This is a genomic window from Nocardioides sp. BE266 (assembly GCF_031457855.1).
In the GTDB taxonomy this organism is placed as follows: domain Bacteria; phylum Actinomycetota; class Actinomycetes; order Propionibacteriales; family Nocardioidaceae; genus Nocardioides.
The window spans coordinates 281,189-296,527 of sequence record NZ_JAURTI010000004.1; the positions used below are offsets into that span (position 1 = coordinate 281,189).

At 69.9% G+C, this 15,339-nt stretch carries 15 protein-coding genes; 7 read left to right on the forward strand and 8 right to left on the reverse strand.

What is annotated here, in order from left to right; genetic code table 11:
• Positions 1-64: 64 nt before the first annotated feature.
• Entirely contained in the window at positions 65-304 is a 240-nt protein-coding gene (locus J2X46_RS13700; protein ID WP_310251431.1) for a sulfurtransferase TusA family protein, read from the reverse strand.
• Positions 304-1,431 (reverse strand): aminotransferase class V-fold PLP-dependent enzyme, encoded by a 1,128-nt coding sequence (locus J2X46_RS13705; RefSeq protein WP_310251433.1) that lies wholly within the window; start codon positions 1,429-1,431, stop codon positions 304-306. Before J2X46_RS13705 ends, J2X46_RS13700 begins: the two co-directional genes overlap by 1 nt.
• A 151-nt stretch (positions 1,432-1,582) precedes the next feature.
• Here J2X46_RS13705 and coxB point away from each other — a divergent pair, with 151 nt between their 5' ends.
• The 5 genes from coxB to J2X46_RS13730 all read left to right on the forward strand — a co-directional run bounded on the left by coxB (position 1,583) and on the right by J2X46_RS13730 (position 7,246).
• Positions 1,583-2,512, forward strand: coding sequence for a cytochrome c oxidase subunit II (gene coxB, locus J2X46_RS13710; RefSeq protein WP_310251435.1), 930 nt, complete (start codon positions 1,583-1,585; stop codon positions 2,510-2,512).
• A gap of 56 nt (positions 2,513-2,568) precedes the next feature.
• Positions 2,569-4,281 (forward strand): cytochrome c oxidase subunit I, encoded by a 1,713-nt coding sequence (ctaD, locus tag J2X46_RS13715; protein ID WP_310252068.1) that lies wholly within the window; start codon positions 2,569-2,571, stop codon positions 4,279-4,281.
• Entirely contained in the window at positions 4,278-4,676 is a 399-nt protein-coding gene (locus tag J2X46_RS13720) for a cytochrome c oxidase subunit 4 (RefSeq protein WP_310251437.1), read from the forward strand. Before ctaD ends, J2X46_RS13720 begins: the two co-directional genes overlap by 4 nt.
• Positions 4,677-4,763: 87 nt before the next feature.
• Entirely contained in the window at positions 4,764-5,984 is a 1,221-nt protein-coding gene (locus J2X46_RS13725) for an Ig-like domain-containing protein (protein ID WP_310251439.1), read from the forward strand.
• Positions 5,985-6,082: 98 nt separating this feature from the next.
• A complete protein-coding gene (locus J2X46_RS13730) occupies positions 6,083-7,246 on the forward strand; it encodes an RtcB family protein (RefSeq protein WP_310251441.1) in 1,164 nt (387 codons plus the stop codon).
• A 74-nt stretch (positions 7,247-7,320) separates the two neighbouring features.
• On the opposite strand, the gene J2X46_RS13735 is transcribed toward J2X46_RS13730, so the two are convergent.
• The 4 genes from J2X46_RS13735 to J2X46_RS13750 are packed head-to-tail and all read right to left on the reverse strand — an operon-like array spanning position 7,321 to position 11,688.
• Positions 7,321-9,075 carry a cytochrome bc complex cytochrome b subunit gene (locus J2X46_RS13735; RefSeq protein WP_397214371.1) on the reverse strand — a complete coding sequence of 585 codons (1,755 nt, stop codon included), beginning with the start codon at positions 9,073-9,075 and terminating at the stop codon, positions 7,321-7,323.
• Entirely contained in the window at positions 9,072-10,139 is a 1,068-nt protein-coding gene (locus tag J2X46_RS13740; RefSeq protein WP_310251443.1) for a Rieske 2Fe-2S domain-containing protein, read from the reverse strand. The genes J2X46_RS13735 and J2X46_RS13740 overlap by 4 nt, the downstream gene beginning before the upstream one ends.
• On the reverse strand, positions 10,136-11,008 hold the full coding sequence (locus J2X46_RS13745) for a cytochrome c (protein ID WP_310251444.1): 873 nt from the start codon (positions 11,006-11,008) through the stop codon (positions 10,136-10,138). Before J2X46_RS13745 ends, J2X46_RS13740 begins: the two co-directional genes overlap by 4 nt.
• Before the next feature lie 32 nt (positions 11,009-11,040).
• Complete coding sequence (locus tag J2X46_RS13750; RefSeq protein ID WP_310251446.1) at positions 11,041-11,688, reverse strand: heme-copper oxidase subunit III; 648 nt, start codon at positions 11,686-11,688, stop codon at positions 11,041-11,043.
• A gap of 66 nt (positions 11,689-11,754) precedes the next feature.
• Between J2X46_RS13750 and J2X46_RS13755 the strand changes: the two genes are divergently transcribed.
• Positions 11,755-12,711 carry a cytochrome c oxidase assembly protein gene (locus J2X46_RS13755; protein WP_310251449.1) on the forward strand — a complete coding sequence of 319 codons (957 nt, stop codon included), beginning with the start codon at positions 11,755-11,757 and terminating at the stop codon, positions 12,709-12,711.
• Here the strand turns inward: J2X46_RS13755 and J2X46_RS13760 are convergent.
• Positions 12,593-13,480 (reverse strand): glycosyltransferase 87 family protein, encoded by an 888-nt coding sequence (locus tag J2X46_RS13760; RefSeq protein WP_310251452.1) that lies wholly within the window; start codon positions 13,478-13,480, stop codon positions 12,593-12,595. The two genes, J2X46_RS13755 and J2X46_RS13760, sit on opposite strands and share 119 nt — an antisense overlap.
• Before the next feature lie 51 nt (positions 13,481-13,531).
• Here J2X46_RS13760 and J2X46_RS13765 point away from each other — a divergent pair, with 51 nt between their 5' ends.
• Complete coding sequence (locus J2X46_RS13765) at positions 13,532-13,942, forward strand: hypothetical protein (protein ID WP_310251453.1); 411 nt, start codon at positions 13,532-13,534, stop codon at positions 13,940-13,942.
• Positions 13,943-13,958: 16 nt separating this feature from the next.
• Here J2X46_RS13765 and J2X46_RS13770 read toward each other — a convergent pair whose 3' ends face one another.
• Positions 13,959-15,305, reverse strand: a complete 1,347-nt coding sequence (locus J2X46_RS13770; protein WP_310251455.1) for a hypothetical protein — start codon at positions 15,303-15,305, stop codon at positions 13,959-13,961.
• Between the last annotated feature and the right edge of the window lie 34 nt (positions 15,306-15,339).

The following is a 15,339-nucleotide window of genomic DNA, read 5'->3' on the forward strand; positions in this document are numbered from 1 at the left end:
GACCGCGGCTGAGGGACGAAGCCGCGACGGAGCGTGTCGAAACCCGGTCAGCCGGGCAGCGCGCTCAGCTGACGCGTCGTACGACGTAGCGCGGCGCGCCGTCCGCGGCGGTGTCCGCGCCGACGTAGTCCTGCGCCTTCATCCGGCACCAGGCCGGTACGTCGACCGCTGCCGCGGGGTCGTGCGCGACGACGGCCAGCAGCTCGCCGACCCCGACATCGGCGAGGTGGCGGGCCAGCTCGATGACCGGCATCGGGCACGGCATCTCGCGGCAGTCGAGCTCGAGCGCGACGTCGTACTGCATCAGAGGCCGACCCGCGCGCGGATCTCGGCGACGACCCCTGGCAGGGCGTCGCAGAAGGCGTCCACGTCCGCGCGGGTCGTGTCGCGCTGCAGCGAGAGCCGCACGTTGCCGTGGGTGAGCACCCCCATCGCCTCCAGCACGTGGCTTGGAGTGAGCGTCGAGGCGGTGCAGGCCGAGCCGCTGGCGATGCCGAAGCCGCGGCGGTTGAGCTCGGTCACCAGAGCCTCGCCGTCGACGTAGAGGCAGGAGAACGTCACCAGGTGGGGGAGCCGCCGGTCGGGGTCGCCGACCACCTCGACGTCGGGCACCTCCGCCGCCACCCGCTGCCGTACGACGTCCACGAGCGCGTGCTGGCGCACACCGACCTCGTCACGCTCTGCCACCACCGCCTGGAGCGCGGCGGCCGAGGCGAGGATCGCGGGAACGTTCTCGAAACCGGTGGAGCGTTCGTCGACCCGGTCGTCGCCGGGGAACGGGTTGCGCCAGCGCGCCCGTTTGCGGACCAGCAGCACGCCGACGCCCGCCGGGCCGCCCCACTTGTGCGCCGAGCCGGCTGCAGCGGCCCAGCCCTCCGGCAGCGGCAGGCGGCCCATCGAGGCGCAGGCGTCGGTGAACAGCGGGACGTCGTCAGGCAGCTCGAGGTCGCCGACGTCCTGGACCGTGCCGACCTCGTGGTTGGCGGTCTGGAGGGCCACCGCCCCGACGTCTGGGGCGGCGGCGCGAGCAGTGAGCTCGCCGGCGTCGATGCGTCCGAGGTGGTCGACGCCCACCTCGGAGGCGCGGGCGCCCCACGCGACGGCGTGCCGCACCGCGGAGTGCTCCACCGCCGAGTGGACGACGACGTCCCCGCGGCGCGACCCGCGGACCAGCCCCAGCAGGCCCAGGTGGACCGCATGTGTCCCGGACGGCGTGAAGGTCACCTCGTCGGCCCGCACGTCGAGCGCGTCGGCCGTGGCCTCGCGGGCGTTGTCGAGCAGCAGCCGGGCGTCGCGGCCGGCGCCGTGCAGCCGGCGCGGGTCGGCGTACCCCCGGTCGAGGGCCGCGAGCAGCACCTCGCGGGCCGCCGGGTGCAGGGAAGCGGCGGACGCGCTGTCGAGGTCGCGCCTCCCGCTCGCCGGCCCAGTCACAGGGGCAACTTATGCCACGCACAGCCCTGTCCACGCGGGACGGCCGATGCTGATCCACGCAGATCCGCCGACACCCGACCCTGCCCGGCACGGCAGGCCCGGATGGGGATAGTCTCTGTTCGTCGAAAAGGACCGAGAGAGAGGCTCGTCAGTGGGTCTGCAAGTCCCCAAGCTTTCAGGCGCGCCAGCCCGGCGCATCCTGAGGGTCGCGCTGCTGGGCGTGACGATGCTGGTGCTGGCCGGGTGTTCCGAGGCCGACGAGCACCAGATCCGCAACCTCGCGATGCCCGACCGCGCGAGCGCGCAGGGTCCCTACACCTACGAGCTGTGGAAGTGGGCCTGGGTGGCCGCCATGGTCACCGGTGTCATCGTCTGGGGCCTGATCTTCTACGCCGTGGTCAAGTTCCGTCGTCGCAGCGACGACGAGATCCCCCGCCAGACGCGCTACAACCTGCCGCTCGAGGTCTTCTACACGATCGCGCCGGTCCTGATGTGCGTCGTGTTCTTCTTCCACACCGTCCGCGTGCAGGACGAGATGACCAAGCTCGTGCCGAACCCCGACCTCACCATCGAGGTGACCGGCCAGCAGTGGTCGTGGACCTTCAACCACGGCCTCGGCGAGCAGGACACCTCCGCCACGGGCGAGCCGGGTGCCAACGGCACCGAGGACGACTTCGCCTACAGCGACTACGTCTACGAGTCCGGCACCGCCCGCGACATCCCGACCCTCTGGCTCCCGGTCGACCAGACGATCCAGTTCAACCTGCACTCGCCCGACGTGATCCACGACTTCGGCGTGCCGGCGTTCCTCATGAAGATGGACGTCATCCCCGGCCGCGTGAACAAGCTCCAGGTCACCCCGACCGTCGAGGGCGACTACGTCGGCAAGTGCTACGAGCTCTGCGGTGTCTCCCACTCGCGGATGCTCTTCAACGTCAAGGTCGTCAGCCAGGCCGACTACGAGGCGCACCTCGCCGACCTGGCGGAGGCCGGCCAGGAGGCCGCAACGCCTGTCCTCGGTGGCGACTACGTCAACGACCAGGTCGGGCTCGACGACGACTCGGAAGGACAGAGCGAGTGACCGCCACCACCTCCGCCGGATCCCACACGTCGGCGCAGCCGCCGGAGCGCAAGCCGCTGGGACAGCAGGTCGTCCGGATCCTGACGACGACCGACCACAAGCTGATCGGCAAGATGTACCTGATCACCTCGTTCGGGTGGTTCCTGGCCGCGGGCCTGATGGCCATGCTGATCCGCGCCGAGCTGGCCTACCCCGGCCAGCAGATCGTCAACGACCAGCTCTACAACCAGCTGTTCACGATGCACGGCACGATCATGCTGCTGCTGTTCGCGACGCCGCTGTTCTTCGGCTTCGCCAACGTGATCATGCCGCTGCAGATCGGTGCGCCCGACGTCGCGTTCCCGCGCCTCAACATGTTCAGCTACTGGCTGTTCCTGTTCGGCGGGCTGATCGCCGGCTCGGGCTTCCTGACGCCCTCGGGCGCCGCCGACTTCGGCTGGTTCGCCTACACGCCCCTCTCCGACGCCGTACGCAGTCCCGGTGTCGGTGGTGACCTCTGGATCATGGGCCTCTGGATGGCCGGTCTCGGCTCGATCCTCGGTGGCGTCAACTTCATCACCACGATCATCTGCATGCGCGCGCCCGGCATGACCATGTTCCGGATGCCGATCTTCGTGTGGAACACGCTGATCACCAGCATGCTCGTGATCCTGGTCTTCCCGATCCTCGCGGGCGCGCTGCTCTCGCTGGAGGCCGACCGGATACTCGGGGCCCACGTCTTCGACCCGTCGCACGGCGGGCCGATCCTGTGGCAGCACCTGTTCTGGTTCTTCGGGCACCCCGAGGTCTACATCATCGCGCTGCCGTTCTTCGGCATCATCTCCGAGATCCTCCCGGTCTTCAGCCGCAAGCCGATCTTCGGCTACGTCGGCCTGGTGGCCGCGACGCTCGGCATCGCGATGCTCTCGGTGGCCGTGTGGGCGCACCACATGTTCGTCACCGGCGCGGTCGACCTGCCGTTCTTCTCCGGCATGACCTTCCTCATCGCCGTGCCAACGGGTGTGAAGTTCTTCAACTGGATCGGCACGATGTGGGGCGGAAGCCTGTCCTTCGACACCCCGATGCTGTGGTCGATCGGCTTCCTCACCACCTTCCTCTTCGGTGGCCTGACGGGCGTCATCCTGGCCAGCCCGCCGCTGGACTTCCACGTGTCCGACTCCTACTTCGTGGTGGCGCACTTCCACTACGTCGTCTTCGGCACCGTGGTGTTCGCGATGTTCGCCGGCTTCTACTTCTGGTGGCCGAAGATGACGGGCAAGATGCTCGACGAGCGCCTCGGCAAGGTCCACTTCTGGGTCCTCTTCGTCGGCTTCCACACCACCTTCCTCGTCCAGCACTGGCTGGGTGTCGAGGGCATGCCGCGTCGCTACGCCGACTACCTCCCCGAGGACGGCTTCACCACGCTCAACCAGGTCTCCACGGTGGGCTCGTTCCTGCTGGGTGCCTCGGTGCTGCCGTTCCTCTACAACGTCTACATCTCCGCCAAGGGTCCCAAGGTCGAGGTCGACGACCCGTGGGGCTGGGGCCGCTCGCTCGAGTGGGCAACCAGCTCCCCGCCGCCGCGCCACAACTTCCACACCCTGCCGCGGATCCGCTCCGAGTCGCCCGCCTTCGACCTGCACCACCCCGAGGTGGCGCTGCGTGAGCTCGACGAGCACGACGCCGAGCGCAACGGCGACTTCGCTGACGCGCCCGAGGTCTCCGGACGCGAGGAGATGCTGCGCGACCGCGCCGACACGACCACCCCGACCGAGGAGGACAACCGATGAAGGCCGAGGCCTGGATCTTCGGGCTCACCGCGCTGTTCGTCGCGGTGGTGACCCCGGCCTACTGGTTCCTCGCCGAGGACCCGACCGGCACGTCGGCCCTGGTGATGACCGCGCTGCTGTTCGGCATGGTCACCCTCTACCTCGGCTTCCACGCCTCGCGCATGGACCCGCGGCCCGAGGACCGCAAGGAGGGCGAGATCGCGGAGGGCGCCGGAGAGCTGGGCTTCTTCCCGCCCTACTCGTGGTGGCCGCTGTGGTGCGCCCTCACCCTGGGCGTGATCGTGTACGGCACCGCCCTCGCGGCGTGGTGGCTGGTGATCATCGGCTTCACCATCGGCGCCGTGGCCGTGTGCGGCTTCGTCTTCGAGTACTACCGGGGCGAGCACGCCCACTGAGCGTCCGCCGAATTCGGAAGAGCCCGTCCGCGTCGTACGCTGGACGGGTTCTTCCGTTTCGTCAGCTCGCCCAGGGGGTCTCGTCGCATGGTCCGTGCGTCCCTGCCCGTGTCCACGCGCCGCCCGCACCGTCGTACGGCGCTCGCTGCGGCGCTCCTCGCCGTCACCGCCCTCGCCGGCTGCAGCTCGGCGGGCGGCAGCTCGTCGTCGCCCGACGGCCCCGGAGCCGACGCGGCGTCGGAGTCGGCCAAGCCCGACCCGGTCCGGCTCACCACGAGCTTCCAGGACGCGAAGGCAGTGCCGATCGACGCACCGGTGACGGTGGGTGCGACCGGTGGCACGCTCGGCACGGTGACGGTGACCTCCACGCTCGGTGAGCTCGCGGGCAAGGTCCAGGACGGCTCCTGGACGTCCGGCGCGGCCCTCGAGCCCGGCACCGACTACACCATCACCGCGAGCGCGGAGCGCAGCGACGGCAGCAGCGTGGAGCGCACTCGCTCGTTCCACACCGTCGACCTGACCCTCGACCAGCAGACCTACGCCGCCATCGCGCCGCTCGACGGCGAGACCGTCGGCGTCGGCATGCCGGTGATCGTCACCTTCGACGTCCCGGTGACCGACAAGGCGCTGTTCGAGAAGCACATGCACGTCACGAGCACCCCGCAGCAGAAGGGCTCGTGGTACTGGATGAGCGACCAGGAGGCGCACTTCCGCCCGGCCAGCTACTGGAAGGCCGGCACCGACGTCTCCGTCGACCTCGAGATCAACAGCCTGCCCGCCGGCAACGGCATCTACGGCCAGGAGGACCGCCAGGTCTCCTTCCACGTCGGTGACGCCCACGTCTACAAGGTCAACGCCCAGACCCACCAGATGCAGGTCTTCTCCAACGGCACGCTGCTGCGGACGATCCCGATCACCACGGGCAAGCCCGGCTTCACCACGCGCTCGGGCACCAAGGTGATCATCGAGAAGTTCGCCACCAAGCGGATGAACTCCGAGACCGTCGGCATCAACCGCAACAGCCCCGAGGCCTACGACATCGACGACGTGCGCTGGGCGATGCGGGTCACCTACTCCGGCGAGTTCCTCCACGCAGCACCGTGGTCGGTCGGCTCGCAGGGCCACGCCAACGTGTCGCACGGCTGCACCGGCATGTCGACCGCCGACGCCGGCTGGCTGTACGCGATGAGCCGCCGCGGCGACGTCGTCCAGTACACCGGCACCGACCGGCCGATGACCCTCCAGAACGGCTACGGCGACTGGAACCTCTCCTTCGCCGACTGGAAGCAGGGTTCCGCCCTCACCTGAGGCAGCACACGCGAAATGGGCGGTGCAACCCGTTTCGCGGCCTCTAGCGTCCTCCACCGGCCCGCAACCCTGCGGGCCCGGACAGACAAGGAAGGACGATGGAGAACCTGACCCCGACGCTGCTCAGCTGGGCGTCGATCCTCGAGGACACCACGCGCGCCCAGGCGGAGCAGACGGCCCAGATGCCGTTCATCCACCCGCACGTCGCGCTGATGCCCGACGCACACCTCGGCCTGGGTGCCACCGTGGGATCGGTGATCCCGACCCTCGGTGCGATCATCCCGGCCGCCGTGGGCGTCGACATCGGCTGCGGCATGATCGCCGTGCGCACCCAGTACGCCACCGACGACCTGCCCGAGGACCGCAAGCCGGTCCGTGAGGCGATCGAGCGGGCGATCCCGCTCAACGCCGGCGCCGCGAACCGCACCGTGAGCCGTGAGCACACCGAGCAGCGGCTCGAGCAGCTCCGAGGCCTCGCGGCCGGGGCGGGCTTCGACCCGGCGTCGTACGCCTCGCGGTGGGACCTGCAGCTGGGCACCCTCGGGTCGGGCAACCACTTCATCGAGGTGACCGCCGACGAGAGCGGGGGAGTGTGGCTGTTCCTGCACTCGGGGTCCCGCGGCGTCGGCAACCGGATCGCGCAGAAGCACATCGCGGTCGCCCGCGAGCTGTGTGCGGACGTGGAGCTGCCGCACCGCGACCTGGCCTACCTCACCGAGGGCACGGAGGAGTTCGACGCCTACATCCGCGAGATGCGGTGGGCGCAGACCTACGCGCTGCTCAACCGCGAGGAGATGATGGACCGGGTCGTGCGCCAGTTCGGCGAGTGGGTCGGCGGTGACGTGGAGCGGCAGGAGGAGATCAACTGCCACCACAACTACACCGAGCCCGAGCACCACTACGGCCGCGACGTGTGGCTCTCCCGCAAGGGGGCCATCAACGCCGAGGCCGGGCGCCCGGGGTTGATCCCGGGGTCCATGGGCACGGCGTCCTACGTCGTGGTCGGCAAGGGTGACCCGGCGTCGCTCTGCTCGGCGCCGCACGGTGCCGGGCGGGAGTACTCGCGGACCCGGGCGCGGAAGACCTTCACCGCCGAGGACCTGCGGGTCGCGATGGCGGGGATCGAGTACCGCGACACCGACGCCTTCATCGACGAGATCCCGGCGGCCTACAAGGACATCGACCAGGTGATGGCCGACGCCGCTGACCTCGTGGAGGTGCGCCACGTGCTGCGGCAGCTGGTGAACGTCAAGGGCGACTGACCCCGCTCACGCAGCAGGAACGACGAGGGCCCGCCGGGATGATCCCGGCGGGCCCTCGTGCTGTCGTACGACGATCAGTGGTCGCGCAGCGGCACGTCGTCGGTGTCGCGCAGGCGGTGATCGTCGAACTGGTGACCGTCGACCGGGTGGTCGAGACCTGCGGCGAGCTCCGCCTCGTGCTCGGCGTGGTGGTGCGCCTCCTCGAGCTCGGCGACCGTGGGCTTCTGCACGTTGTGGACGTACATCCACCTCGACAGGCGGGCCCGCAGGCGCTCGGAGCGACTGTTGGGGGCTGCCACACCGGCGGCGTCGGTGTCGCTGCCGACGGTGAAGACCTCGTCACGCTCCCGGGCCGTGAGGGTGTAGGCCGTCTTCTCGTTGATCGGCAGGTGCCGCTCGGCGTACTGGCCCTCGGGGGAGCGGGTGATGATGCCCGTCTCGTAGCCGTGGAGGAGCTTCTCGTTGTCGTGGCGCTGCAGCGAGATGCACCAGCGTCGGGTGATCCAGAACGCCAGGGCGGGACCGAGGAAGACGGCTCCGCGCATGAAGTAGGTGATCTGGTTGATGCTGGCATGCAGCTTGATCGCGATGATGTCGTTGCCGCCCGCGGCCCAGAGCAGGCCGTAGAAGGTCATCAGCGACACCATGACCGCGGTGCGCGTGGGCGCGTTGCGCGGGCGCTGGAGCAGGTGGTGGTCGCGCTTGTCACCGGTGATCCAGCCCTCGATGAAGGGCAGCAGCATCAGGATGACGAGCATCATCGGCGGCAGCAGCAGGATCGGGATCAGCACGTTCCAGGAGATCGTGTAGCCGAAGAGGACGGTCTCCAGGTGGCTGGGCATGATGCGCAGCGCGCCGTCGGGCCACCCCATGTACCAGTCGGGCTGCGAGCCGGCCGTGACCTTGGTCGGGTCGTAGGGGCCGAACTTCCACACCGGGTTGATCGACAGCAGGCCGCCCATGAGGGCCACCACGCCGAACACCATGAAGAAGAAGCCACCGGCCTTGGCGGCGTACACGGGCAGCATCGGGAAGCCGACGACGTTCTGCTCGGTGCGGCCGGGGCCGGGCCACTGCGTGTGCTTGTGGTAGACGAGCAGCAGCATGTGGGCGGCGATCAGCGCGAGCAGGATGCCCGGGATCAGCAGCACGTGCACGATGTAGAGGCGCGGGATGATCGACTCACCCGGGAACTCGCCACCGAAGAGCAGGAACGACATGTAGGTGCCGATGACCGGGCTGGCCTTCATGAAGCCGTCGGCCGCGCGGACGCCGGTGCCGGAGAGCAGGTCGTCGGGGAGCGAGTAGCCGGTGAAGCCCTCGAGCGTGCCCAGGAGCAGCAGCACGCAGCCGATGACCCAGTTGAGCTCACGCGGCTTGCGGTAGGCGCCGGTGAAGGCGACGCGGAGCAGGTGCACCATCATCGCGGCGATGAAGATCATCGCGGCCCAGTGGTGCATCTGGCGCATGAGCAGGCCGCCGCGCACGTCGAAGGAGATGTGCAGCGTGGAGGCCATCGCCTCGGACATGCCGATGCCCCGGAGCTGGTCGTAGGAGCCCTCGTAGGTCACCTCGCCCATCGACGGGGTGAACCACAGCGTGAGGAACACGCCGGTGAGGAGCAGCACGACGAAGCTCCACAGGGCGATCTCGCCGAGCATGAACGACCAGTGGTCCGGGAAGACCTTGCGGAGGTTCTTCTTCATCATCGTGGCCAGGCCGAGCCGGTCGTCGGCCCACGAGGCCAGCGACCCGGCGGGGCCGGGCTTCGATGCGGTCGCGGCGTCGGTGCGGTTGCTCGTCGCGACCTTGCTGGTGTCGACGCTCACTGCTTCTCACGCTCCCAGTAGCTTGCCCCGATGGGCTCGGTGAAGTCGCTCTGTGCGACGAGGTAGCCCGCTTCGTCCACTGCCAGGGGCAGCTGGGGGAGGGGCCGGGCAGCCGGACCGAAGATGACCTTGGCGTGGTCGGCCAGGTCGAAGGTCGACTGGTGGCACGGGCACAGCACGTGGTGCGTGGTGCGCTCGTAGAGGGAGATCGGGCACCCCACGTGGGTGCAGATCTTCGAGTAGCAGATGATGCCGTCGACGGTCCACTTCTCCCGACCCTTGGCCGGGATGATGTTCTCGGGCTCCATCCGCACGATGATGATGGCGCCCTTGGCCTTGTTGACCTGCAGCTCGGCGCCGTGGAGTTCCTCGTAGCCGTTCTCCTCGGTGGGGAACAGGGCCTCGGGAGCCGCGTTGATCAGGTCGCCCATCTCGACCTCGCTCGCGAGGATCGGCGTGCCGACCACGTCGCGCACCAGGCGCATGCCCGGCTCCCAGATCGTGTGCGCGAGCTTGCTGATGTCGAGCTCGTCGCCGGGGGCGAGGTCGCGCAGCAGCACGACGGCCGGGAGGCCGAGGATGCCGACCGCGCCGAGCATCGTGTTGCGCACCAGCGGGCGGCGGCCGATGCCGGCCTCGTCGAGGCCGGCGTTCAGCGCCTCGATGGTCGCCTCGCGGTCCTCGGGCGGGGAGGCGGCCGAGTGGCGCATCTCCACCATCTCGACGTCGGACATCAGCTTGCGGGCGAGGTGGATGATCGCGATGCCGATGAGCAGCAGCGTCAGGCCGAGGGTGACGCCGAGGGCCACCGTGGAGGCGCCCATGCCGGCGAAGGTGTCCCAGTTGTCGCCGACCTCGAAGGAGAAGTAGGCGACCACGAACAGGACCGCGCTGATCATCGCGGCGATGAACATCGCGGCGATCTGCCGCTCGGCACGCTTCTCGGCCTTGGGGTCGACGTCGGTCGGGCGCCAGTGGTGCGGCGGCAGGCCCGGGTCGGGGATCGGCTCGGCCTCGCGGTGCGTCGGCACGTGCGACTCGTGGGGAGGGGTCTCGATGCTCACGCGTTCACCTTGCTCTTCTTGCTCCGAGTCGTGTGCGAGGCGATCCAGATCGCCGCGCCCACCAGCGAGCCGATGCCGGCCAGCCAGGCAAACATGCCCTCGGAGACGGGGCCGAGGCCGCCGAGCGTGAAGCCGGCGTACTCGGGCGTGTCCTGGATGCTGCCGAGGTAGGCGATGACGTCACGCTTCTCGTCGGGGGAGAGGTTGCCGTTGCTGAAGTTGGGCATGGCCTGCGGGCCGGTCAGCAGGGCCTCGAAGATGTACTTGCCCTCGACACCGTGCAGGTTCGGGGCGTAGCCACCACGGGGCATGGCGCCGCCACGGCCGTTGAAGTTGTGGCAGGCCGTGCAGTTGGTCAGGAAGATCTGGCCGCCGCGGGAGATGGCCTCCTCGCGCTCCTCGTCCGAGAGCCCCTCGATGGAGTAGTCGGACTCGTTGGGGATGGCCGGGCCGGGCGCGAGCGAGGCGACGTACGCCGCGAGGGCCGCGGTCTCCTCGTCGTTGAAGGCGACGGGCTTGCGGGGTGCCTGCGCGCCGGGGCTGGCCATCGGCATGCGGCCGGTGCCGACCTGGAAGTCGACCGCGGCGGCGCCGACGCCGACCAGCGACGGGCCGACCTGGTAGCCCTCGCGCACGGTGGGCATGCCCTCGCCGTTCTTGCCGTGGCAGAACGCGCAGCTGGCGAGGAACAGCTCCTTGCCCTGAGCGACCTGGTCGGTCTCGCTGGGCTGGTTGTCAGCCTGCGCCGGGGCCAGGGCGGTGTAGAGGGAGCCGCTGATCAGCAGGCCCAGCAGCAGGACGGCGAGACCCGCGAGAGGTCCTCGACGGTGCCGGGAGAGGCGACCAGCGGTTCGGTTGAGCACACGCACTTTTCAGTCCTTAGCCGTTGCGGGGCGGGGCTTTACTGGATGACGTAGATCGTGAAGAACAGGCCGATCCACACCACGTCGACGAAGTGCCAGTAGTAGGACACGACGATCGCGGTGACGGCTTGCTCGTGGGTGAAGCGTCGGGCCAGGTAGGTGCGTCCCAGCACGAACAGGAAGGCGATCAGGCCGCCGGTCACGTGGAGGCCGTGGAAGCCGGTCGTGAGGTAGAACATCGTGCCGTAGGCGGAGCTCGGGATGGTCACGCCCTCGTGGATCAGCTCGGCGTACTCCAGCGCCTGGCCGCCGATGAACACCGCGCCCATCAGGTAGGTCAGGATGAACCACTCGCGCAGGCCCCACTTGGTGAAGTTGAGCAGGCCACCGGTGCGGCCGACCTGCCCGCGCTCGGCGGCGAACACGCCCCACTGGCAGGCGAACGACGACGCCACGAGGATGATCGTGTTGCCCGTCGAGAACGGCACGTTGAGCTTGCTGGTCTCCTGCGCCCACAGCTCGGGGCTGACGGCGCGGATCGTGAAGTAGGCCGCGAACAGCGCCGCGAAGAACATCAGCTCGCTGGAGAGCCAGATGATCGTGCCCACGCTGACCATGCTCGGTCGGTCGTGGTGCCCGTGCAGTCGGGATGCCGGAATCGCTGTTGCTGTCGCCACGGGCCTCATTATGGCTGCTCTTGAAGCCGGAGGGCACCCCGACCCCCTGTGTAGTCCCGTCATAAAGTTCACAGCGTGCTGATCCACCTGCCGATGCTCTCCGCGGCGGCTTCCGAGACCCTTCCGCGATTCACGCTCGGGCGGGTCTTCACCGACTGGGGGATCGATCCGATCCCGTTCGTCGTGACGGTCTGGGCGACCGGCCTCTACCTCCTCGGGGTGGCCGCGCTCCGGCGCCGCGGGGACCGCTGGCCGGTCGGTCGCACGCTCGCCTTCGTCGGGCTCGGCATGGGGTCGTTCCTCGTCGCCACGTCGTCCGGGCTCGGGCGCTACGACACCACGCTGCTGAGCGTGCACATGGTCCAGCACATGGTGCTGTCGATGGTGGTGCCGCTGGCCCTCGCGCTCGGCGCGCCCGTGACCCTCGCGCTGCGCACGCTGCCCGCCGCCCCGCGGCGCTGGCTGCTGGCGCTGCTGCACTCACGGGTCGCGAAGGTGCTCGCCTTCCCGCCCCTGGCCTTCGTCCTCTACGTGGCCTCGCCGTGGGCGCTCTACTTCAGCTCCTGGTACGACGCCAGCCTGGGCTCGGCCTTCGTCCACCAGATGATGCACGTCCACCTCGTCCTCGTCGGCACCCTCTTCTTCTGGCCGCTGATGGGCATCGACCCGGTGCCGGGCCGCGTCGGCTACCCGTTCCGGGTGCTGCTCACGATCATGACGCTGCCGTTCCACGCCTTCCTCGGGGTGACGATCATGGGACAGACGACGCTGATCGGCGGCGAGCACTACCTCGCGCTGCGGGAGGGCCCGATGGGTGCGTGGCTGCCTCCGGCCCTCGACGACCAGCACCTGGCCGGCGGCATCCTCTGGGCCAGCGGCGACCTGGTCGGCGTGCTGTTCTTCGCGGTGCTCTTCACCCAGTGGGTGCGGCAGTCGATGAGGGAGGCGTCGCGGGAGGACCGTCGGCTCGATCTCGCCGAGCGGCGCGAGGCCGGGCTGCCCGGAGCCGGGGGATCGCGGCCAGGAGCGTGAACGACCCGTTCCAGATGAACGGCGTCGCGAGCACCATGGCCAGGGGCAGCACCCACACCCGGTTCGTGCGGGCGCCCCAGACGACGAGGAGCAGAGCCACCGGGATCCGGTAGATCGGCCCGGGGATGAACTCGTAGCCGATGGCGCCGTCCGACAGCCGGGCCTGGTCGACCAGGAACGTGAACCACTGGTGCCACAGCCCCGGCGCGGCGACGTACGACACCACGGCGACGGCGAGCGTGGTAGCGGCGGCCTGCGCCACGGCCGTCCACTCGCGGCGGACCGCGAACCAGACGGGCCCGAGCGCGGGCGTGATCTTGGTGAGCGCCACGAAGGCCCACAGGTGGGGGCGCCGCATCCCGAGCACGGCGACGATCGCCATCGGGATGAAGATGTTGCCCGAGACGATCTCCTGCGACGCCGCGAGCCACAGCGGGACGGCCAGGCTCAGGGGGAGCGGTCGCAGCAGCCAGGCCAGCCCGACCGCGTTGATCGCGATGAAGACGCCGAGGAAGAGCGGCCACGTGGTCTGCGCGAGCGGCCACACCACCTGGGCGAAGGCGGGGCTGTAGAGGTAGTGGCCGGGGTCGCCGACGGAGCCGTCGTACATCGCGCCGCGCCAGGCGTCCCAGTAGGCCCAGGCGTCCCAGCCGGGGCCGCCCTGCTCGAGGTGGGCCCACGTCTCGATCAGTCCCACGCCCGCGAGCAGCATGCACAGCGCCAGTGCGGGCAGGCGCCGACGCAGGTCGACCTCGGCTCGCGACTCCACCGTCGGAGCCTAAGCGAACGACCCGCCGGTGTCCGTGGATACGATGGGTCGGTGAGCGACACCACGAAGCCGTTGAAGGTCCTGGTCTACAGCGACGACGTCAACACCCGCCAGCAGGTCATCCTCGCTCTCGGTCGTCGGCCGCACCCCGACCTCCCCGAGCTCGAGTACGTCGAGGTGGCCACGGAGCCCGTCGTCCTGCAGAACATGGACTCCGGCGAGATCTCCCTCGCGATCCTCGACGGCGAGGCCGTTCCCGCCGGTGGCATGGGCATCGCCAAGCAGCTCAAGGACGAGATCTACCAGTGCCCGCCGGTCCTGGTGCTCACCGGTCGTCCGCAGGACGCCTGGCTCGCCACCTGGTCGCGCGCCGAGGCCGCGGTCTCGCACCCGATCGACCCGATCCAGCTCGCCGAGGCCGTCATCGGCCTGCTCCGCTCGTCGGTGCCGGCCACGTCCTGAGGCCTGGGCCGACCACTCACGGACGGGTGGTCGACAGCGCCGGTGCCGGTCGGGAGAGGCTCGGGTCCGCCCAGATCCGGCGACCGAGGAAGCCGGCCATGAGGCACGCGGCGACGAAGAGCACCAGCAGCACCGGACGCTCGGCGAGCACGGAGAAGAAGCTGTGCCAGTGCCAGGCGTCCTGGTCGCCGGCGCCGAGGTCGCTGTCGATGGCGCCCGCGCTGATCACGAACGCCTGGAGCGCGAGGACCGGGGCGAACAGGGCTCGCGCCCACCGGCCCGTCCGGGCTGCGGAGAGGGCAAGCGCGGGGACCGCGCAGACGAGCATCTCGATCATCAGCCGGTAGGCGTAGAACGCGTCTCCTCCGCCGAAGCGGTCCAGCACACCCTGCAGCAGGCTGTAGGCGAGACCGCCGAGGACGAGCGCCTTCGTCCAGTCGGGGAGCGAGCGCCAGCTCCTCACGAGCGCCGGCAGCAGCAGGACGAGGACGGGCGTCCAGACCAAAAGACCGCGGTCGGGGGAGATCCAGAAGCCCAGGTGGTTGACCACGTCGAGCCTGTTGCGATCGGCGTAGGCCTCGAACTTGCCGGTCTCGTAGGAGGACATCGGGTTCCAGCTGCCGTAGAGCTGCCGGGTCCAGACCGTCTCGAGGGCGAGCAGGGCCGCGCTCGGGACGGCGACCTTGGCGACCAGCAGCGGGTCGCGGCGCCGCCACCCGACCAGCAGGCCGACCGCGGCCACCACGACGACCGCGTGGAGACGGCCCCAGAGGAGCACGCCGCCGAACAGGCCGACCAGCCACCAGCGCTCGCGGCTCGCCGCCCAGGCCATGCCGCTCAGGGCGAGGACCGTCACGGTGTGCGGCCACATCCCGTCGGCAGCCACGCACCACACAGGCGTGGACAGGGCGAGCGCGAAGCTGGCCAGCAGCACCTGCCGCCGGGGCACGAGGTTGCTCAGGGCGAGCGACATCACCGCCATGGCGAGGGCCGTCAGGAGGGCTGCGGTGACCGCACCGGGAACGAGCGAGAACTCCTCGCCGCCGAAGAGCCGGTATGCCGGCACGGCCGACGCGACGGCGCCGGGCGAGCGGCCGACGACCTCGTGGCCGTCAGCCGCCTCGATGATCCACCCCTCGCGCGCGGGGTGCTGGTCCAGCGGCGGGTAGGTCTCGGCGGTGAAGGTCGAGCTCCCCTGCGTCCCGAGCTGCCAGGCGAGCACGTCGGCTGCGACCACGTCGCCGGACGCCGAGGAGTAGCCGGCCGTGAGCAGATAGATCACCGCGGTGACGACGCCGACGGCCCAGGGCAGAACCCAGGCGGGTCGCCCCGCAGCGCGCTGCTCGTCGCCCCCGCTCGTCATGCGTGCATCCTCGCAGCCGTGGACAGTGCAGGCG

What these genes read in the sequence shown, in the direction of transcription:
- J2X46_RS13770 (WP_310251455.1), bottom strand. Translation starts at nt 15,305, where the DNA reads ATGACGAGCGGGGGCGACGAGCAGCGCGCTGCGGGGCGACCCGCCTGG.
- J2X46_RS13750 (WP_310251446.1), bottom strand. Translation starts at nt 11,688, where the DNA reads ATGAGGCCCGTGGCGACAGCAACAGCGATTCCGGCATCCCGACTGCAC.
- J2X46_RS13700 (WP_310251431.1), bottom strand. Translation starts at nt 304, where the DNA reads ATGCAGTACGACGTCGCGCTCGAGCTCGACTGCCGCGAGATGCCGTGC.
- J2X46_RS13725 (WP_310251439.1), top strand. Translation starts at nt 4,764, where the DNA reads ATGGTCCGTGCGTCCCTGCCCGTGTCCACGCGCCGCCCGCACCGTCGT.
- J2X46_RS13720 (WP_310251437.1), top strand. Translation starts at nt 4,278, where the DNA reads ATGAAGGCCGAGGCCTGGATCTTCGGGCTCACCGCGCTGTTCGTCGCG.
- J2X46_RS13730 (WP_310251441.1), top strand. Translation starts at nt 6,083, where the DNA reads ATGGAGAACCTGACCCCGACGCTGCTCAGCTGGGCGTCGATCCTCGAG.